This is a genomic window from Rhodococcus sp. BP-316 (genome assembly GCF_019836105.1).
In the GTDB taxonomy this organism is placed as follows: Bacteria; Actinomycetota; Actinomycetes; order Mycobacteriales; family Mycobacteriaceae; genus Rhodococcoides.
Genome location: NZ_JABUEE010000003.1, coordinates 344,551 through 361,987, shown reverse-complemented (window position 1 = coordinate 361,987; position 17,437 = coordinate 344,551). Strand labels below are relative to the sequence as shown.

General features: G+C 68.6%; 19 protein-coding genes and 1 tRNA gene. 13 read left to right on the top strand and 7 right to left on the bottom strand.

Annotated features, from left to right (window positions below; translation table 11 throughout):
• Nucleotides 1-2: 2 nt before the first annotated feature.
• A complete protein-coding gene (locus HQ312_RS07965) occupies nucleotides 3-1,010 on the top strand; it encodes a MazG family protein (protein WP_081821037.1) in 1,008 nt (335 codons plus the stop codon).
• Between the two features lie 4 nt (nucleotides 1,011-1,014).
• On the opposite strand, the gene efeB is transcribed toward HQ312_RS07965, so the two are convergent.
• The 3 genes from efeB to efeU all read right to left on the bottom strand — a co-directional run bounded on the left by efeB (nucleotide 1,015) and on the right by efeU (nucleotide 4,356).
• Nucleotides 1,015-2,298, bottom strand: a complete 1,284-nt coding sequence (gene efeB, locus HQ312_RS07960) for an iron uptake transporter deferrochelatase/peroxidase subunit (RefSeq protein ID WP_222638287.1) — start codon at nucleotides 2,296-2,298, stop codon at nucleotides 1,015-1,017.
• A complete protein-coding gene (gene efeO / locus HQ312_RS07955) occupies nucleotides 2,279-3,418 on the bottom strand; it encodes an iron uptake system protein EfeO (protein WP_222638286.1) in 1,140 nt (379 codons plus the stop codon). Before efeO ends, efeB begins: the two co-directional genes overlap by 20 nt.
• A gap of 95 nt (nucleotides 3,419-3,513) precedes the next feature.
• Nucleotides 3,514-4,356: an iron uptake transporter permease EfeU gene (efeU, locus tag HQ312_RS07950; RefSeq protein ID WP_222638355.1), complete on the bottom strand. Its 843-nt coding sequence runs from the start codon at nucleotides 4,354-4,356 to the stop codon at nucleotides 3,514-3,516.
• Between the two features lie 207 nt (nucleotides 4,357-4,563).
• Between efeU and HQ312_RS07945 the strand changes: the two genes are divergently transcribed.
• The 5 genes from HQ312_RS07945 (at nucleotide 4,564) to HQ312_RS07925 (ending at nucleotide 9,015) form a co-directional block, all read left to right on the top strand.
• On the top strand, nucleotides 4,564-5,319 hold the full coding sequence (locus HQ312_RS07945; protein WP_056447111.1) for a lytic transglycosylase domain-containing protein: 756 nt from the start codon (nucleotides 4,564-4,566) through the stop codon (nucleotides 5,317-5,319).
• 302 nt (nucleotides 5,320-5,621) lie between these two features.
• On the top strand, nucleotides 5,622-6,917 hold the full coding sequence (gene eno, locus HQ312_RS07940; protein WP_027504061.1) for a phosphopyruvate hydratase: 1,296 nt from the start codon (nucleotides 5,622-5,624) through the stop codon (nucleotides 6,915-6,917).
• A gap of 8 nt (nucleotides 6,918-6,925) precedes the next feature.
• Nucleotides 6,926-7,507 carry a septum formation initiator family protein gene (locus HQ312_RS07935; RefSeq protein WP_204866522.1) on the top strand — a complete coding sequence of 194 codons (582 nt, stop codon included), beginning with the start codon at nucleotides 6,926-6,928 and terminating at the stop codon, nucleotides 7,505-7,507.
• A 48-nt stretch (nucleotides 7,508-7,555) separates the two neighbouring features.
• Nucleotides 7,556-8,071, top strand: coding sequence for a DUF501 domain-containing protein (locus HQ312_RS07930; RefSeq protein WP_027504060.1), 516 nt, complete (start codon nucleotides 7,556-7,558; stop codon nucleotides 8,069-8,071).
• Nucleotides 8,068-9,015 carry a Ppx/GppA phosphatase family protein gene (locus HQ312_RS07925; protein ID WP_222638285.1) on the top strand — a complete coding sequence of 316 codons (948 nt, stop codon included), beginning with the start codon at nucleotides 8,068-8,070 and terminating at the stop codon, nucleotides 9,013-9,015. The genes HQ312_RS07930 and HQ312_RS07925 overlap by 4 nt, the downstream gene beginning before the upstream one ends.
• Here the strand turns inward: HQ312_RS07925 and HQ312_RS07920 are convergent, their stop codons facing one another.
• Nucleotides 9,016-9,360, bottom strand: coding sequence for an MmcQ/YjbR family DNA-binding protein (locus tag HQ312_RS07920; RefSeq protein ID WP_222638284.1), 345 nt, complete (start codon nucleotides 9,358-9,360; stop codon nucleotides 9,016-9,018).
• Nucleotides 9,361-9,506: 146 nt separating this feature from the next.
• Between HQ312_RS07920 and HQ312_RS07915 the strand changes: the two genes are divergently transcribed.
• The 7 genes from HQ312_RS07915 (at nucleotide 9,507) to HQ312_RS07885 (ending at nucleotide 14,159) form a co-directional block, all read left to right on the top strand.
• Nucleotides 9,507-10,940, top strand: a complete 1,434-nt coding sequence (locus HQ312_RS07915) for a short-chain fatty acid transporter (protein ID WP_056447560.1) — start codon at nucleotides 9,507-9,509, stop codon at nucleotides 10,938-10,940.
• Between the two features lie 42 nt (nucleotides 10,941-10,982).
• Complete coding sequence (locus HQ312_RS07910) at nucleotides 10,983-11,822, top strand: sulfurtransferase (RefSeq protein ID WP_261782124.1); 840 nt, start codon at nucleotides 10,983-10,985, stop codon at nucleotides 11,820-11,822.
• A gap of 29 nt (nucleotides 11,823-11,851) precedes the next feature.
• Nucleotides 11,852-11,925: transfer RNA gene (locus HQ312_RS07905), tRNA-Leu, on the top strand.
• 199 nt (nucleotides 11,926-12,124) lie between these two features.
• Nucleotides 12,125-12,322 carry a hypothetical protein gene (locus tag HQ312_RS07900; protein WP_222627594.1) on the top strand — a complete coding sequence of 66 codons (198 nt, stop codon included), beginning with the start codon at nucleotides 12,125-12,127 and terminating at the stop codon, nucleotides 12,320-12,322.
• Nucleotides 12,319-12,570, top strand: coding sequence for a hypothetical protein (locus tag HQ312_RS07895; RefSeq protein WP_222627592.1), 252 nt, complete (start codon nucleotides 12,319-12,321; stop codon nucleotides 12,568-12,570). Before HQ312_RS07900 ends, HQ312_RS07895 begins: the two co-directional genes overlap by 4 nt.
• 17 nt (nucleotides 12,571-12,587) lie before the next feature.
• On the top strand, nucleotides 12,588-13,418 hold the full coding sequence (locus HQ312_RS07890) for a GAF and ANTAR domain-containing protein (RefSeq protein ID WP_222638283.1): 831 nt from the start codon (nucleotides 12,588-12,590) through the stop codon (nucleotides 13,416-13,418).
• Between the two features lie 60 nt (nucleotides 13,419-13,478).
• Nucleotides 13,479-14,159 carry a haloacid dehalogenase type II gene (locus HQ312_RS07885; protein ID WP_222638282.1) on the top strand — a complete coding sequence of 227 codons (681 nt, stop codon included), beginning with the start codon at nucleotides 13,479-13,481 and terminating at the stop codon, nucleotides 14,157-14,159.
• Between the two features lie 138 nt (nucleotides 14,160-14,297).
• Here HQ312_RS07885 and HQ312_RS21845 read toward each other — a convergent pair whose 3' ends face one another.
• The 3 genes from HQ312_RS21845 to HQ312_RS07865 all read right to left on the bottom strand — a co-directional run bounded on the left by HQ312_RS21845 (nucleotide 14,298) and on the right by HQ312_RS07865 (nucleotide 17,271).
• On the bottom strand, nucleotides 14,298-14,966 hold the full coding sequence (locus tag HQ312_RS21845) for a VOC family protein (RefSeq protein WP_261782123.1): 669 nt from the start codon (nucleotides 14,964-14,966) through the stop codon (nucleotides 14,298-14,300).
• 100 nt (nucleotides 14,967-15,066) lie between these two features.
• The gene (locus tag HQ312_RS07870) at nucleotides 15,067-15,993 is read right to left on the bottom strand and encodes an aldo/keto reductase family oxidoreductase (RefSeq protein ID WP_222638281.1); all 927 of its coding nucleotides are present in this window, start codon (nucleotides 15,991-15,993) and stop codon (nucleotides 15,067-15,069) included.
• Between the two features lie 48 nt (nucleotides 15,994-16,041).
• Nucleotides 16,042-17,271, bottom strand: coding sequence for a DUF3500 domain-containing protein (locus tag HQ312_RS07865; RefSeq protein WP_374198280.1), 1,230 nt, complete (start codon nucleotides 17,269-17,271; stop codon nucleotides 16,042-16,044).
• Between the last annotated feature and the right edge of the window lie 166 nt (nucleotides 17,272-17,437).

Genomic DNA, 17,437 nt, shown 5'->3' with positions numbered 1-17,437 from the left:
CGATGACGATTCTGCTGCTGGATCCCCTGCGGCCCACCATGGTGCCGGTGCAGGCCGTGACGTTGCTGGACAAGCCCGTGGGCTTCACCGAAGAGGTGCCGGTCTCCATCCGCTGGCGCCTCACGGGGTTCACCTCCGCGGGCGACGACGAGCCCGAGGTGCTCATCAGCACCAGCCGCGACAACCCCGACGTCCAGGAACGCATCACGCGCGGCGAGGACGTCATCGAGGTGCCGGTACCCCGCGGCGGCAACCTCGCCGAGGCCGTCTTCGTCATCGACAAACTGCGCTCACTCGGCGGATGGGAGGCGCAGCAGACGCACGAGTCGCTGCGCGGGTACCTCCTCGAGGAGACCTACGAACTGCTCGATGCCATCGAGACCGGCGATGCGGACTCCATCCGGGAGGAGCTCGGCGATCTGCTGCTGCAGGTCATCTTCCACGCGCGCATCGCCAAGGACGCGGGCGCCGAGGCGTTCGACATCGACGACGTGGCGTCCACCCTGGTGGCCAAGTTGACCCACCGCAGCCCGCACCTGGCCGACACGTCCGGCGCCCCGATCGACATCGGTGCGCAGGAGAAGGCCTGGGAGGAGCGCAAGGCCGCGGAGAAGGTACGCGCGTCGTGTCTCGACGGCATCGCCATGGCGCAGCCGTCGCTCGCGCTCGCCCAGCAGGTCATCACCCGAGCGGTCAAGGCCGGGCTCCCTCAGGACTTCGTCCCGGAGTCCATGCTCTCGGTGCGCATCGACATCTCGGGTGATCACGGCGCCACCAGCGCCGAGGACTCGTTGCGCCGCACCGTCAACGAGTTCGTGGCCGACGTACGGGCCGCGGAGCGCGGCGCCGCCATGGACGGAGTCCGATCGGCCGAGATGGACGCACGAGCGTGGTCCAAGTACTGGCCGGGAACCGACATGTTCGGCCGACCGCTCGCGGCGACGGGGACGGACGACGCACGCGTCGCCGCGTCCCACCATCGGCCGCAGGCGGACGAGAAGAACCGCTGACCGTCTAGCCGAAGAGCGTCGAGCCCCAGTAGTCCTCGGTGCCTTCCGGAACTCCCGGTGGGCAGGCGAAGACCGCCGAGCCGACGTGGGAGATGTACTCGTTCAGGGCATCTCGTCGCGCGAGAGCTTGCTGCATCGGTACGAACTGGGTCTGCGGATCGCTGCAGAAAGCGACGAAGAAGAGCCCCGCGTCGAGGTGGCCGAAGCCGTCGGAGCCGTCGGTGAAGTTGTACCCGCGGCGAAGAATCTTGATTCCGCCCAACGACTCCGACGACGCCAGTCGTACGTGGGCGTCCTTCGCGATGGTCGAGGAGCCGAGGTCGACGGTGTCGAACTCGGCCGTACCGCCCAGTGGCGCGCCGGTGGCCTTGGACCGACCGATGACGCGTTCCTGTTCGCCGAGCACCGCGCGGTCCCACGGTTCGATCTTCATCCGGATGCGCCGCGCCACGAGGTAGGTGCCGCCCGTCATCCAGTCGGACTCGCCGCCGTTCACCCACACGTGCTCGTCGACGGTCGCCGCTTCCTCGGCCTTGATGTTGTTCGTGCCGTCCTTGAAGCCGAAGAGGTTGCGCGGTGTCGCCTGGGCGGTCGACGTCGACGCGGTGCGACCGAAGCCGAGCTGCGACCACCGCACCGACGCGGTGCCGAACGCGATGCGCGCGAGATTGCGGATGGCGTGCACCGCCACCTGCGGATCGTCGGCGCAGGCCTGCACCGCGATGTCGCCACCGCTCCGCGCCGGGTCGAGGTCGTCGCCGGGGAATCGCGGAAGATCCTGCAGTGCAGCCGGTCTGCGGTCACCCAAGTCGAACCTGTCGAAGAACGACGGGCCGAAGCCGATGGTCAGCGTGAGGTTGGACGGCATCAGGCCGTAGGCCTCGCCGGTGTCACCGGGCGGCTCGTACTGTCCGCCGCCGACCACGCCACCGGGCACCGACTCGGCGCCGACGGTGAGACGTTCGGCCATCGCCGTCCACTTCGTGAGCATCGCGACGATCTCGTCGCGCGAGGTGGTCGTCACGTCGAAGGTGACGAAGTGCATACGGTCCTGTGCGGGCGTGACGATGCCCGCCTGGTGGACGCCGCGGAACGGCACCACGGCCTCGGCCGCGTCGGCGACCACGGGTTCGGGTGCGGTCGACCGGCCCAGCGCGGCACCGGCGCCGACCGCGAGTGCGCCGGCTCCCACGCCACCGAAGAGCGCGCGGCGCGAGAGGCGTCGACTCGGCGGGGTGGTGGCGGCGGCGTCCGTGTCGGACGTCCGCTCAGGCGCCTGCGACGACACCCTGGACCTGGCTCACCGACGCGGACAGGGCGTCGATCTTCTTCGACAGGTCCTGGCGCTGCGGCTCGGTGACCGTGTCGTAGGAGACGAAGCCGTCACCCTGGCGGTACTTCGCGAGCTCGGTGTCGAGTTCCGCGAAGCGCTGCTCGATGGTGGCCGCGAGTTCCGGGTCTCGCTCGGACAGCACCGGAGCGAGCGCCGCCACCGCTGCCTGCGATCCGTCGACGTTCGCCTGGAAGTCGTACAGGTCGGTGTGGGAGAAGAAGTCCTCCTCACCGGTGATCTTCGTCTGGGCGACCTCGTCGAGGAGGCCCTGTGCGCCGCCCGCCACCGTGATCGGGTCGATCACGAAGTCGGGGGACTGCACGCCCGCGACCAGTTCGTCGACGTCCGCCTTCAACTGCTCGGCGATCGCGTTCGTGTCCGGCTGGAGCCCCTGTGCCCACAGGTCCTTCTCCAGGCGGTGGAACCCGGTCCACTCGGCACCCGGCTCGACGTCCGGCTCGCGCAGGTCGATGCGGGGGTCGAGATCGTCGGGGAAGCTCTCCGCGACGGGTTCGATGCGCTCGTAGTAGGTGCGGACGAGCGGGAACTGGGCCTTGGCGCCCTCGACGTCGCCGGACGTGACCGCGGTGACGAACGATCCCGTCGTCTCCTGCAACGCCGTTACCTGGCTGACGACGTAGCGCTTGTAGCCGTCGGCCGCCTCGGCGAGCGTCCCGTCGGCGTCGGACTCCTTGGCGTCACCCGTGACGACGAAGTCGCCGCGGAGGCCGTCGCCGACCATGCCCGGCTTGCACGCGGTCTGGTACGTGGCGGGCTCGGGTAGCGCGACGATGAGCTGGCGGGAGACGCCGGGCCCGATGTTCTCGATCTCACCCATGACGCGGTCGCCCTCGCCGTAGACGTAGAACTCGGTGACCTTGGAGCCGTTGTTGGTCACCTGGAAGGTGGAGCTGCCCGTCTGTGCACTCGTCGTACCGACGTCGCACGAGCTGTCGGTCGCGTCGACCACGATGTCGCCGCCCTCGGCCGAGGTCGTGGCCTCCTTCTCGGTGCAGGCCGTGAGTGCCAGCGGCAGCGCGGCGGCGCAGAAGAGGAGGCGGGTGGTGGTGCGCATTTCAGTGGTGCCCTTTCGGGAGCGGGAAGGCCGGAGGCCGGTCGGTAGTGGAGCGGGAAGGCCGGAGGTTCTTGGAGCAGGGAGTTGTGTGTAGGTCAGGACGCGGCGGGTTGTGGCTGCGGTGCGGTGACTCGTGGCACGGCCTTCGGCCGCCGGAGGAACAGGGGCAGGACGACGACGAGGTAGAGCACCCAGGCCGCGACCTGCAGAACGGTCGGCTCGGGGCGGAAGTTGAAGATGCCGGCGACGACGGTGCCGTACCAACTGCCCGCGTCCCAGGTGTCGCTGATGTCGAACGCGGTCGCGCTGCCACCGGGGAGAATTCCACCGATCTGCAGAGCCCGCAGTCCGTACGCCAGGATTCCGGCGGCGACGAACACGAGGAAGACGCCCGTCCAGCGGAAGAACCGGGCGAAGTCGATGCGTACTGCTCCGAAGTACAGGAGGACGGTGAGGAATGCAGCGACGGCGATTCCGGCCAGCAGACCCAGCAGCGGCCAGAAACTGCCGTTGGTGTTCTCCGCGTAGCCGACCATGAGGAGCGCCGTCTCGATTCCTTCGCGCCCGACCGCCAGGAAGGCGAGCGATGTGACGGCCACCGGCCCGACGTCGAGCGCGCGGGCCATGCCGGCCTTCAACGTGCCGGAGATGGAGGCGGCGGCCGACCGCATCCACAACACCATGCCGGTGACGATCGCGACGGCGATCAGCGAGGCGATGCCGGCGATGATCTCGGCGGTGAGGCCCGTGACCGTCGAGGTGCCGAGGTGGATGACGGCGAACACGACGGCGACCATGCCCACGGCGGCCGAGACACCCGTCCACACCCACTTCAGCGCGTCGCGGCGGTCGGACTTCACGAGGAACGCGACCAGGATCATCACGACGATGCCGGTCTCGAGTCCCTCCCGCACCCCGATCAGTCCGCTGCCGACCATCTGCGTCACGACGGACGGCGCGGACGCGACGACGGCGACTGTGGACACGGCGGGATCTCCCGGGTTCGAGTGGAGTGGGGCGTCTTAGGCAAGGCGACCCTCATACGAAAGGTGAACATACACCGGCTTCGGGGTGCGAAACAGCCGCCGACCAGGACTTTTGAAGACCTTTACCCTTCTATTACTTTGACTCGGGATGATGGAGGCATGCTCCCACCGCGCTCCCGGCGCCTCCGCGTCGTCGCGGCTGCGCTCGCCACGGCCGCCGTCGTCTCCGGCTGTGGCGCCCTCGATCTGGATCCGGGCAGACCCGCGGTGGAGATCCCCGAGGGAATCCCGCCGGGGCCCGGAGCGCCCGTGCCGCCGATCGACGTGGACGCGCCCGGTCGCTCGGCCGACCTGCTCGCCGGCTGGGCGGAACCGCTGGTCGACCCCACCGGAATCGGCCGCACCGCGCTCGAGGCCTACGGCCACGCGGCCGCGGTCATGGCCCGCTCGTCACCAGGGTGCGGTCTGGCCTGGACCACTCTCGCCGGGATCGGCCGTATCGAGAGTCGTCACGGCACCTTCGGTGGATCGTCCGTCGGTCCCGACGGCACCGCGACCCCGCCCATCCGCGGAGTGCCCCTCGACGGCACCGCCGGCAACGCGGAGATCGCCGACACCGACGGCGGAGAACTGGACGGCGACACCGTCTTCGACCGCGCCATGGGACCCATGCAGTTCATCCCCGAGACCTGGCGCAAGTGGGGCGTGGACGCCAACGGGGACGGCCGCGCCGACCCCGACAACCTCGACGACGCCGCGCTCACCGCGGGGCGTTACCTCTGCGCCCGTGGGGGAGACCTCACCACCGCGGAGGGGTGGCAGGCCGCCCTCATGGCCTACAACCTGTCGGGGGTCTACCTGAGGGACGTCCGCGACGCGGCCTCCGCCTACTCCGTCGGTGCCCGGCCGTCCTGACGTCGACCTCCTCCGGCCTGCCCGCCTGACTACCGACCGGCCTCCGGCCTGCCCGCCTGATCACCGACCGGCCTCCGGCCTGCCCGCCTGACTACCGACCGGCCTCCGGCCTGCCCGCCTGATCACCGACCGGCCTCCGGCCTGCCCGCCTGATCACCGACCGGCCTCCGGCCTGCCCGCCTGCGCGTCGAATATCGAGCGCGGCGGCTGCGACGGCTAGTCTGTCTTCGAGCCGCGCCCGACCACGGGTGACCGGTTCGCGCCCGAAGCTGTGTGTTCAACGCCTGACTAGGAGTTCATTCGTGGCCATCATCGAACAGGTCGGAGCTCGCGAGATCCTCGACTCACGTGGCAACCCCACGGTCGAGGTCGAGGTCGCGCTCGACGACGGCACGCTGACCCGTGCAGCGGTGCCCTCGGGCGCCTCCACCGGTGAGCACGAGGCCGTCGAGCTCCGCGACGGCGGCGATCGCTACGGCGGCAAGGGTGTCGAGAAGGCCGTCAACGCCGTGCTCGACGAGATCGCGCCGGCCGTCATCGGCCTCGACGCCATCGAGCAGCGCACGGTCGACCAGGCACTGCTCGACCTCGACGGCACCGCCGACAAGTCGCGCCTCGGCGCGAACGCCCTGCTCGGCGTTTCGCTCGCCGTGGCCAAGGGTGCCGCGGAGTCCGCCGGACTGGAGCTCTTCCGTTACCTGGGTGGACCCAACGCCCACATCCTGCCGGTGCCGATGATGAACATCATCAACGGTGGCGCCCACGCCGACAGCGGCGTCGACGTGCAGGAATTCATGATCGCCCCCATCGGTGCGCCGACCTTCAAGGAGGCCCTGCGCTGGGGCGCCGAGGTCTACCACGCACTGAAGTCGGTCCTCAAGGCCAAGGGCCTGTCGACCGGGCTCGGCGACGAGGGCGGTTTCGCCCCCGACCTCGCGGGCACCAAGGCCGCACTCGACCTCATCTCGGAGGCCGTCGGCAAGACCGGCCTCACGCTGGGTTCCGACATCGCTCTCGCGCTCGATGTCGCCGCCACCGAGTTCTTCACCGCCGGAACGGGATACGCCTTTGAGGGCAACACCCGCACCGCGGAGGAGATGTCGGCGTTCTACGCGGACCTGCTGAACCAGTACCCGCTCGTCTCCATCGAGGATCCGCTCGACGAGAACGACTGGGACGGCTGGGTCGCCCTCACCGACAGCATCGGTGACCGGGTCCAGATCGTCGGCGACGATCTGTTCGTCACCAACCCGGAGCGCCTCGAGGAGGGCATCGTCAAGGGAGCCGCCAACGCTCTCCTGGTGAAGGTCAACCAGATCGGCACGCTGACCGAGACCCTCGACGCCGTCGATCTCGCGCACCGCAGTGGCTACCGCACGATGATGAGCCACCGCAGCGGCGAGACCGAGGACACCACCATCGCCGATCTCGCCGTCGCCGTGGGCAGCGGACAGATCAAGACCGGTGCCCCGGCTCGCAGCGAGCGCGTCGCCAAGTACAACCAGCTGCTGCGCATCGAGGAGGCACTCGGCGACGCCGCGCGCTACTCGGGCGAGCTGGCGTTCCCGCGGCTCGACTTCACCTCGAAGGACAGCTGAGCTCACCGATGGCGGACCGGGACTCTCGACGCAGTGCGGCACGGCCGGGTGGCCGTTCGCCGCGCCGTGACGCGCGTCCCGGTCGATCCACGCGCCGCGACGGGTCCGGGGCCTCGCAGCCCCGGACCGTCGCCGGCGCGGTCAACGACGTCGTCACCGAGGGTGCCGCACTGGTCGGTCGGCGCGGACGCCGCCGCGGCGGCGAGAAGAAGGAGCGCACGTTCCTCGGCCTGTCGACGGGCAAGGCCGTCGTTCTCGCCGTGGTGATCTGCGCTCTCGCCCTGACTCTCGCAGTTCCGTTGCGGACGTACATCTCCCAGCGCGGGGACGCCGCCCAGGTGGCCGCCGAGCGAGTGGCGCTCGAACAGCGCGTGGCCGAGCTCCAGATCCGCAAGGACCAGACCGACGATCCGGCCTACATCACCGCACAGGCACGCGAGCGCCTCGGTTACGTCATGCCCGGCGAGACCCCCTATCAAGTCCAGTTGCCCGGCGCGCGTGCACGATCGGACATCGAGAACGATCCGCCGCCGCCCCCGCCCGGACCCTGGTACAGCGACCTGTGGTCCACGGCGACCACCCCACGGTGACGCCTCGGTGCACGCCGATCCACCCGATCCGGAAATGAGTCAGACCCAGTGAGCGACGTGTCGCGCGAAGACCTCGACGCCGTGTCCGCCCAGCTCGGACGAGAGCCGCGCGGCGTGCTCGAGATCGCCTACCGCACCCCGGACGGCCGTCCCGCCGTCGTCAGGACGGCGCCGAAGCTGCCCGACGGAACGCCGTTCCCCACCCTCTTCTACCTCACGGATCCGCGTCTGACGGCCGAGGCGAGCCGCCAGGAATCCGCCGGTGTCATGCGCGAGATGACCGAGCGGCTGCAGCAGGACGAGGAGCTCGCCGCGGCCTACCTGCGTGCCCACGAGGCGTATCTGGCCGAGCGCAACGAGATCGAGTCGCTCGGAACCGATTTCACCGGCGGCGGGATGCCGGACCGGGTCAAGTGTCTGCACGTGTTGATGGCGCACTCGCTGGCCAAGGGGCCGGGTGCCAATCCGCTGGGCGACGAGTCGGTGGCGCTGGCCGCCGAGGGGCCCCTGCGCGGCACGGCCCTGCCCGCGGACTGGCCCACCATCGAGGAGCTCCGAGCATGAGGGTCGCTGCGATCGACTGCGGAACCAACTCCATCCGTCTGCTCGTGGCCGACGTGGACGACGACGGTCTCCGCGACCTCGCGCGTGAGATGCGTGTGGTCCGGCTGGGGCAGGGTGTCGACGCGACCGGGTCGTTCGCACCCGAGGCGATCGACCGCACCGAGGCAGCGCTGCTCGAGTACGTCGACATCATCACCGAGCTGGGCGGTGTCGACGCGGTGCGCATGGTCGCGACGTCGGCCACGCGCGACGCCGACAATCGTGATCTGTTCTTCGACATGACGCGCCGGACCCTCGCCTCCGTCGCGGACGGTGCAGTGGCCGAGGTCATCTCGGGCGACGAGGAGGCTCGTCTGTCCTTCGCCGGGGCGGTCGGCGACCTGGATCCGGACGAGGGGCCGTTCTTGGTGGTCGATCTCGGCGGCGGCTCCACCGAGCTGGTGCTCGGAGATGCCGACGGTGTGCGCGCCGCCTTCTCCGCCGACATCGGATGTGTTCGGCTCACCGAGCGGTGCCTGCGCACCGATCCACCCACCGAGTCCGAGCGCAGGGCAGGGCAGGCCTTCACCTCGGAGCGCCTCCAGCCGGCGTTCGACGCGGTACCCGTGAAAGATGCCCGCACCTGGGTCGGGGTTGCCGGGACCATGACCACCCTCTCGGCCGTGGCACAGAATCTTCCCGCCTACGATCCGCACGCGATCCACTTGTCGCGCATCCCGTTCACCGATCTGCGCGACGTCTGTGATCGTCTGCTCGGCATGACGAGGGCGGACCGTGCCGTGCTCGGCCCGATGCATCCCGGTCGCGTCGACGTCATCGGCGGAGGATCCCTCGTCGCGGCCACACTCGCCGAACACATCGGTGCCGAAGCCGGAATCGACAGCCTGGTCGTGAGCGAGCACGACATCCTCGACGGGATCGCTCTCAGCGTCGCCGGGCGATGATCACTCCGGTCTCGGCCCGAGCTTCCTGACGGTCACCGGAGCGCGGCACTCCCACGCTTCCTCGATCAGTTCACGAAGCTCGTCGACGTCCACCTCGGGTAGTCGCACGAGCACCGACGCGTGACCCTCGTAGTGATCGGTGGTGAAGAACGCTGCCGGGTTCGAGCTGATGAGGGCCTCGCGGTCCTCGACGCTCGGTCTGCGGAGCAGCAGAACGTCGGGCATCTCGTGAACCCGCGCGAACAGTCGGTCCTTCACGCGGAAGCCGGGAGTGCCGTACGACGGCTTCTCCGTCACCTCGCGCAGCGCGAGTGCGATACGTCGGACGTCGTCCTCTGTCGCCATGGACGCAGTGTGCCACCTGCAGTCCTGCATCGCCGCAGATCGAGGGTGCAGTGATGCCTCTTGCCTTCGGGCGGACGCACGGGAAGGGTCGATCGAGGCCGTTGTGGTCCCCGACACACCGATCGCTCGACGACCAGGAGGTCACCATGGCAGTCCGCGACACCGACGCACCCGCGGAGAAGGGTCTGGCGCGAACAGCCCAGGCACTGGCCCGCGGCACCGAGAAGTGGTTCCCCGACGCCTACATCTTCGCGCTGGTCGGCGTGCTCGTGGTGGCGATCGCCGCGTTCGCGAACGGATCGTCGCCGCAGAACGTGGTCGACGCGTTCGGCAACGGATTCTGGGACCTGACGGCCTTCACTCTGCAGATGGCCATGGTCGTGCTCACCGGGTACGTCGTGGCCACGTCGCCACCCGTGGCGCGGCTGATCACGAGACTGGCCGCGCTGCCGAACAATCCACGCACGGCGGTCAGCTTCGTCGCGCTCATGTCGTGCTCGGTGTCGTTTCTGAACTGGGGTCTCAGCCTCGTCTTCGGTGGACTGCTCGCTCGTGCCATCGCCCGGCGACGCGATCTGAGCGTCGACTACCGCGCGCTCGGCGCCGCGGCGTTCATGGGCCTGGGCGCGGTGTGGGCACTGGGCATGTCGTCGTCCGCGGCGCAGCTCCAGGCCACCGCGAGCTCGCTCCCGCCGGCCCTGCTCCGCATCACCGGAGTCCTGGACTTCGGCACCACTATCTTCACGTGGCAGTCACTGGTCATGTGCGTGATCATCATAGTGCTGACGGTGATCATCGCGCACCTCTCCGCTCCCACCGGTGCGGCGATCAAGACCGCCGAGGCCATGGACGTGAATCTCGACGACACCATCGCCGAGCCGCCGACGCGCACCCGTCCGGGCGAGTGGCTCGAGTACAGCCGCATCCTCCCGATCCTCGCCGGGGCGATGACGCTGGGATGGCTGGTGTCGCAACTGCTCTCGAAGCCCGTGCTGTCGGTGGTGAGCAGCCTCAACGGCTACCTGCTGGTGTTCCTGATGCTGGGACTCGTGCTGCACGGCACACCGCGACGGTTCCTCGATGCCGTCGCCAAGGCCGTACCCGCCACAGCGGGGATCCTGGTGCAGTTCCCGCTGTACGCCGCGATGGCCGCGATTCTGACCACATCCGAAGGGCGGGGTGGAGTCACGGTGTCCGAGCACCTGGCCACGTTCTTCACCGAGGTCGGCGGTGGCGGAGCCTTCGCTGTGGTCATCGCCGTCTACACCGTGATCCTGGGACTCTTCGTCCCGTCGGGCGGAGGCAAGTGGTTGGTCGAGGCGCCGTACGTCATGCAGTCCGCCACCGACGTGCAGATGAACCTCGGCTGGACCGTGCAGATCTACAACGTGGCCGAGGCGCTACCCAACCTGATCAACCCGTTCTTCATGCTGCCGTTGCTCGCCGTCCTGGGTCTGCGGGCGCGCGATCTCATCGGATTCACGTTCCTGCAGTTCCTCTTCCACTTCCCGGTGGTGCTGCTGCTCGTCTGGCTGCTCGGGACGACGTTCACCTTCGAGCCGCCCGTGATCCCTGCCTGACCGAGCGGTGCGCGCGGCACACCGAGTCGTACTCTGATCGCCATGTCGGAGATCCTGGTGACCGTGTCGGAGTTGTCCGCAGCGCTGACGTCGCCGCGTCCGCCCGTGCTGCTCGACGTCAGGTGGGCACTGGGTGATCCCGACAACCACCAGCACTACCTCGACGCGCACATCCCCGGCGCCGTTTTCGTCGACCTGGGCTCGGAACTCGCCGGTCACGGGGAGCCCACCGAAGGGCGGCACCCCTTGCCCCGACTCGACGATCTGCAGATGTATGCGCGGCGATGGGGCATCGACGCCGACTCGTCCGTCGTCGTCTACGACGCCACCGGCAACATGGCTGCGGCTCGGGCGTGGTGGCTGCTGCGCTGGGCGGGCGTCGAGACTGTGCGCATGCTCGACGGTGGACTCGGCGCGTGGCAGGCGGCCGAACTACCCACGCGGTCGGGCGAGGAGACCGCGCCGCGGGCTGGAGACGTGACGCTGTCCGAGGGCCATCTGCCGACGGTCACGGCAGACGCTGCCGCCACATTCCCCGGTCGTCTTCTCGACGCACGTGCGGGGGAGCGGTACCGCGGGGAGGTCGAGCCCGTCGATTCCCGTGCCGGCCACATTCCCGGCGCTCTCAGCGCGCCGACGTCGGACAACGTGACCGTCGACGGGACCTTCGCTGCGCCTGCTGTCCTGCGAGATCGGTTCACGACCATGGGTATTCGACCCGGTGACGAGGTGGCCGTCTACTGCGGTTCCGGTGTGACCGCGGCGCACGAGATCGCAGCGCTCGCACTCGCCGGTATCGATGCGGCCTTGTTCCCGGGATCCTGGTCCGCGTGGTCGTCGGATCCCGCGCGACCGGTCGAGACGGGACCAGGCGTCTCCTGAACGGCCCACGATAGGCTGGCCTCGAGCAGGCCCCTATAGCCCAATTGGCAGAGGCAGAGGACTTAAAATCCTTGTGTTCCGGGTTCGAGTCCCGGTGGGGGCACCGACACCGTCCTTCCGTCCTCTCGGCACGCCACGTCGATACGTTCGTGGTGTTTACAGGAACTCCCTACGGGTATCGACCTGACCCAGCGCGGTCGACGCTCCGAGCCGCGCGCTCGTTCCCGGCCGGGCGACGGCCGGAGACCAGGCATCGGCCCGACTGTTCCACGACTCGTCCGGTGTCGGAAAGGGAGAACGCCATGGTGTCGAGAGCAGACGACATGGACCGGACGGCCGACGTCGACGACGTGGTGGCGATCGTGCAGAGACGACGCGCTGCCGTACGAGAGAACGCCCCCGCAGAAGAGGTGTTCAGATTGATGGCACTCGAGCGACTGCTCGCCGAGCGTCGTCGAACGGGCGGCGGGCTGCCCGCGACGCTGAGCGATGCGTCATGACCGGGGACATCGGCGTCGAGGTGGACCAGGTGTTCGAGGCCCGGCCGTCACGGGGATCGATGTACATCCCGGTCGACCTCATCCCGTTGCTCAGCGCCCACTTCGCATCGCACCGCGACAGGTTGCTCGAGTGCGGTGACACCTGGCGCGCCGCGCGAGCGGAGCGAGTGCTGGACGAGTTGGCGAATGCCTTCACCGTGGGCGTGGCCCGATCGGACACCGGAGACGCGGCAACCGACGAGCCCTGAAAGGACTCGGTGATCTCATGCTCGAGAAGCACTGTGAGGACGACGCACGGCACATGGCTCGGAGCCCCTCGGATGCGGCTCTGACCTCCGTCGCCGAGGTGGTCGGGAAGATGACCTCGTTCCTCGAATCCATCGGAGACGTGGACGCGACGCTGGAGCAGATGTGCGACAACCTCGTCGACGCCGTACCCGGAGCCGACGCGGCAGGCGTGACAGTCATTCGACGGGGAAGACCGGTGACGATCGTGGTCACCGACGGGTGCGTCCGAGCTGTCGACCGTGCTCAGTACGACGCCGACGAGGGCCCGTGCCTGGAGGCCGCGGCGACCCGGACGCCGGTCCGTGTGACGAGCGGGGTTGCCGCGCAGAGGTATCCCGAGTTCTGGACACGGAACGCGGACACGGGAATGCGGAGCTTCCTGTCCACACCGGTGTCGGTGGGCGATGAGCGCTACGGGGCTCTCAACCTCTACAGCCGGAGCGATCACGGGTTCGAGCACGCGGACGCGGACACGTCGACGATCTGTGTCACCGTGGTGGAGTCGTTGCTCGCGATCGCCCGGCGAGCCGACGACGCCCAACGTCAGGTGGACGGTCTTCGAGCGGCGCTCGAGTCACGCGCGGTCATCGATCAGTGCAAGGGCATCGTCATGGTTGTCCTCGACATCACGGACGATCAGGCTTTCGCACTGATCAGGTGGCGGTCGCAGGAGACGAATACTTCAGTTCGGCTGTTGTGCAGACAGATCCTCGCCGATCTCAGTGCTGAACCACTGGGCGAGGGACTCGAGTCCACTGTGGGAACCGTCCTCATGACCGCGCACACCCGGGTGGCGGCGGGCGGGTGACAGTCGGCGACACGGATGGGCTCGGGGTTGGCGTCTCCCCGCGTCGGGTACGCCGGTGGCATGGCAGAACCCGTTGCTCCTGATGTCGTCGTGTTCGATGTGGTCGGCACACTCGCCGATCTCGACATCGTCCGCGACAGGTTCATCTCGGTGGCGCCGCCGTCGTCGTCGTTCGACGGATGGTTCGCGCACCTGTTGCGTGACGGCATGGCGCTGACCCTGTCCGGTGCGTACGAGCCGTTCGCCGTCGTGGCATCGTCCGCTCTGCGGGCGTACACCCGTGGGTTCGTCTCCGACGCCGACATCGAGCACGTCGTCGGAGGGTTCGCCGAGACGACACCGCACCCGGACGTCGTCGCGGCACTCGACGCCGCTGTCGCCAGTGGTGCGCGAGTGTTCACCCTGTCCAACGGAAGCGCGGACTCGACAGCAGGGTTCCTCGACCGGGCGGGTGTGTCCGATCGGGTCGAACGAGTGCTCAGCATCGACGACGTCCGCGCGTGGAAGCCGGCAGCGGCGCCGTACGAGCTGGCGGTGTCGAGCGCCGGAGTCACCGCGGACCGGTGCGCGATGGTGGCGGTGCACTCCTGGGATCTCCAGGGCGCAGGACGCGCGGGAATGCGCACCGGATGGTGCCGCCGCGAGGAGAAGGTGCCCAGTGCCGCCTTCGGCGAGGCCGACGTCTCGTCGCAGACGCTCGACGGTGTGGTGCGTGCACTGTTCGACTCGACCGACGAGTGAACAGCCACTGCCAATCGACGACGAACAACGGCACGCCGGCCGCGCAGAGCGAATCCGGTGCACTGAACCGCGTACAGCGCGGACTGCTGCACCGGATCCCACCGCCCGATCGAGCGCTGGGCCACCGCGCCGGACTCGTCATCGGTCGGACCACACCATCGTCGTGATGCAGAACGGATGTCCGGCCGGATCGAGGAGAACAGCCCACCGAGAATCGACCTGTGACTCGGACTGTCGCGCGCCACAGGTTTCTGCGTACCGGACTGCACCGGCCAGGTCGTTGCCCGCGTCGATGTCCAGATGCACCACGGCGGTTCCGGGCCACTCGGGAGGTGTGTACTCCTCGACCTTCTGCGCCACCAGGACGAGCCCCTCAACGGTGCGCATCCCGGACGCCTGGTCGTCACCCCAGAGTCGACGACCACCGAGGAGGGCCAGATAGAACCGAACGAGTTCCTCCGGATCGGCACAATCCAGAGAGATGCCTGCGGTGCGTGACGGCCCCCTCGTCGTCGGGGCGACGTCGCGCTCGCGCTCCACGACGTACCGCCGTTCGATGCCCGCCGTCCGTCTGCCCCACTCACTCGACGAGACTCGCTCCTGATGTCGTGCGAAGGCGGCGTCGTCGGTGAAGTACTCGTCCACCTGCCACACGAGGGGGTCGTCGCTCTGCTGGACGTCGAAGGACACGCAACCGGGCTCGGCCCGCGTCAGCTCGACATGGCGGGGCAGACACTCCGACACGACGGCCGACTCGGCATCGTCCCGACAGATCAGCTGACCGCTGAGGTGGACGTGCGGGCGCATGCGCTGCTCCTCGTCGATGTGCTGCTGAGGGGTGTTCGACGACGATTCTCTCCTGCGGGCGCGGGAATCCCGGTGTTCGGGAGTGCATGGTTCACCGGCATCACGGCAACGTGTGCCCTGCAGCGCGGAAGAGGCGGTACCACTGCTCCCGGCTCAGAACCACGTCCGAACCGGCGGCAGCTTCCCGCACGCGGCCGGGGTCGGTGGTTCCGAGCACCACTTGAATGTTCGCCGGGTGCCGGGTGATCCACGCGGTGGCGATCGCGGTGGGCGTGGTTCCGAACTGGGAGGCGAGCTCGCGGAGCGCGTCGTCCAGTTCGGGGTAGTTCTCGCGATCACCGAGGAACACGCCGTCCGACGTCCCCTTCTGGAACGGTGACCACGCCTGCAGAGTGACGCCGTTCAGTCGCGCGTGATCGAGCAGACCGTTGTCGCGGTCGACCGACTGCTCGAGCCCGGCGATGTTCGCCGCGAGACCGGCCGCCACGAGCGGTGCATGCGTGATGCTCAGCTGGACCTGGTTCACGATCAGGGGCTGTCGCACCTCGGTCTTCAGCACCTCGATCTGTCCGGGAGTGTGGTTCGAGACTCCGAAATGCCGCACCTTGCCCGCCGTGTGCAGCGTGTCGAAGGCCGCCGCGACTTCGGCCGGCTCCACGAGGGTGTCCGGCCGGTGCAGCAACAGGACGTCGAGGTGATCGGTACGCAAGGCGGCGAGAGACTCGTCGACGGTGGTCAGGATGTGGTCGGACGAGAAGTCGTAGAACCCTTCTCGGATGCCCACCTTGCTCTGGACGATGACGTCGTCTCGATCCGATGCGAACGACACGGCGTCGCCGAACCTGCGCTCGCAGGCGTGACGATCGCTGCCGTAGATGTCCGCGTGGTCGAAGACCGACACTCCCGCATCACGCGCGGTCCCGACGAGTGTTCGAATCTCCTCGTCGCTCAGCGTCTCGATGCGCATGAGGCCGAGCACGACGCTGGACGCGCGGAGATCGGTGCCGGGTAGCTCGTAGGTCTTCATCTGCACCTGACTACCCGCCGCGAACCGCCCGGCGCAACCGTGGAATCGTCAGAAGCCCCCACCCGGCATCGCGCCGCCGCCCATTCCGGTCGACTCCTGTTGCGTGACACTGTTCGCGTAGTCGTTGCTCGGGTCGCGGTAGATGGTGTGGACGTGGCCCCACCCCGAGGTGGTGACGCCCGCGACGTCCGCCCCGGCCGAGCCCTGCTGTGCTGCGAACTCGACGTAGACGTCCGGTCCGCTGATCTGGAAGTGGATTCCGTCGCCCTGGCTCATGTCGTAGGTGGTCGCGCCGGACCAGTTCACGTAGGTCGTGTCGAGCGTCGCCTCGATGGTCGCGAGCGCGTCGGCGGTGGTCTCCTCGTCGGCCATGCCGGCCCAGTTCGCGATGACCTGCAGGAGCAGTTGCTTCTGCTCGTCGGTGAGGTCGGCGCCGGAAAGTCCGGTGCCGGTGGGGAAGTCGCAGGTGCTGCCGGGCGCGCACACCATGGCCGCGACGTCCGATCCCTGGTACAGGGTGGTCTTCTGCTCGTCGGTGAGGCTGTCGTAGAAGGCGAAGGCGTCGGTGTAGATGCCGTCGAACGGCTGCACGTCGGTGCCGTCGGCAGTGGTGTACTCGGCGGGTTGGACGCCGAGATGGGTGGGGGCGAAGGTGACGGCGTCGGCGGCGCCGTCGAGGGTGGCGTTGATGCCGAGGTGGTGTCCGCCGAACTGGATCTCCCAGGCGCTGGTGTCGGACGGGTCGCCGAAGAAGGCGATGTAGTACTGGCCGAGTGAGTCCTCGGTGGAGGTGCTGTTCTCGTGGAGGTACTCGTCGCCGCCCATGATGCCGGTGACGGTCGAGTAGGCGTCGTCGCTGAGCAACGACTCGAGCACGGTCATGGCGGCGCCGCGCTGCTCGTCGGTGAGGTCGGCGAGGTTCAGGCCGGCGCGGTCGACGAACGTGACGGGGAAGTTGGACCAGGACGTCGTCTTGGTCTCGTCGTCGTAGGCATAGGTGACCTGCTCGCGCTGCGCGTCGGTGAGCGTCGCCAGGAAGGCCTCGGCGGCCGTGGCGCTGTCGCTGATCGTGGCCGCGGTGGTGGTCGCGCCCTCGGTGACGGAGACGGTGGACACGGCGGCCTCCTGGCTCGTGGTGGCGGAGGCCGGTGTCGCCGCGTTCTCGGTGGCGGCGCTGCAGCCGCCGAGCAGCAGACTGCCGGCCACGAGAACAGAGGCGAAGGCCGTGCGGCCGCCTCGCGGGAAGCCGGCGGGTGTGGGGGTTCTGTAGAACATCATGGGTCGGACGTTACGAATGCTTCCTGCACCCGCGGTGCGAGGACGCTGGACGTCTCCTGTGAACGACCTGCGTAACGATCCCGCACCGATGTGACTCCTGGTGCAGATGAGACGGATGGGACTGGGAGACTGCATCGGTGACGACCCTCCGACGCAGGCGACTGTC

Excerpts from the sequence above, each read along its gene's own strand:
- HQ312_RS07965 (WP_081821037.1), top strand. The coding sequence starts at position 3 with ATGACGATTCTGCTGCTGGATCCCCTGCGGCCCACCATGGTGCCGGTG.
- efeO (WP_222638286.1), bottom strand. The coding sequence starts at position 3,418 with ATGCGCACCACCACCCGCCTCCTCTTCTGCGCCGCCGCGCTGCCGCTG.
- efeU (WP_222638355.1), bottom strand. The coding sequence starts at position 4,356 with ATGGTCGGCAGCGGACTGATCGGGGTGCGGGAGGGACTCGAGACCGGC.
- HQ312_RS07945 (WP_056447111.1), top strand. The coding sequence starts at position 4,564 with ATGCTCCCACCGCGCTCCCGGCGCCTCCGCGTCGTCGCGGCTGCGCTC.
- HQ312_RS07935 (WP_204866522.1), top strand. The coding sequence starts at position 6,926 with ATGGCGGACCGGGACTCTCGACGCAGTGCGGCACGGCCGGGTGGCCGT.
- HQ312_RS07925 (WP_222638285.1), top strand. The coding sequence starts at position 8,068 with ATGAGGGTCGCTGCGATCGACTGCGGAACCAACTCCATCCGTCTGCTC.
- HQ312_RS07920 (WP_222638284.1), bottom strand. The coding sequence starts at position 9,360 with ATGGCGACAGAGGACGACGTCCGACGTATCGCACTCGCGCTGCGCGAG.
- HQ312_RS07915 (WP_056447560.1), top strand. The coding sequence starts at position 9,507 with ATGGCAGTCCGCGACACCGACGCACCCGCGGAGAAGGGTCTGGCGCGA.
- HQ312_RS07910 (WP_261782124.1), top strand. The coding sequence starts at position 10,983 with ATGTCGGAGATCCTGGTGACCGTGTCGGAGTTGTCCGCAGCGCTGACG.
- HQ312_RS07900 (WP_222627594.1), top strand. The coding sequence starts at position 12,125 with ATGGTGTCGAGAGCAGACGACATGGACCGGACGGCCGACGTCGACGAC.
- HQ312_RS07895 (WP_222627592.1), top strand. The coding sequence starts at position 12,319 with ATGACCGGGGACATCGGCGTCGAGGTGGACCAGGTGTTCGAGGCCCGG.
- HQ312_RS07890 (WP_222638283.1), top strand. The coding sequence starts at position 12,588 with ATGCTCGAGAAGCACTGTGAGGACGACGCACGGCACATGGCTCGGAGC.
- HQ312_RS07885 (WP_222638282.1), top strand. The coding sequence starts at position 13,479 with ATGGCAGAACCCGTTGCTCCTGATGTCGTCGTGTTCGATGTGGTCGGC.
- HQ312_RS21845 (WP_261782123.1), bottom strand. The coding sequence starts at position 14,966 with ATGCGCCCGCACGTCCACCTCAGCGGTCAGCTGATCTGTCGGGACGAT.
- HQ312_RS07870 (WP_222638281.1), bottom strand. The coding sequence starts at position 15,993 with ATGAAGACCTACGAGCTACCCGGCACCGATCTCCGCGCGTCCAGCGTC.
- HQ312_RS07865 (WP_374198280.1), bottom strand. The coding sequence starts at position 17,271 with ATGATGTTCTACAGAACCCCCACACCCGCCGGCTTCCCGCGAGGCGGC.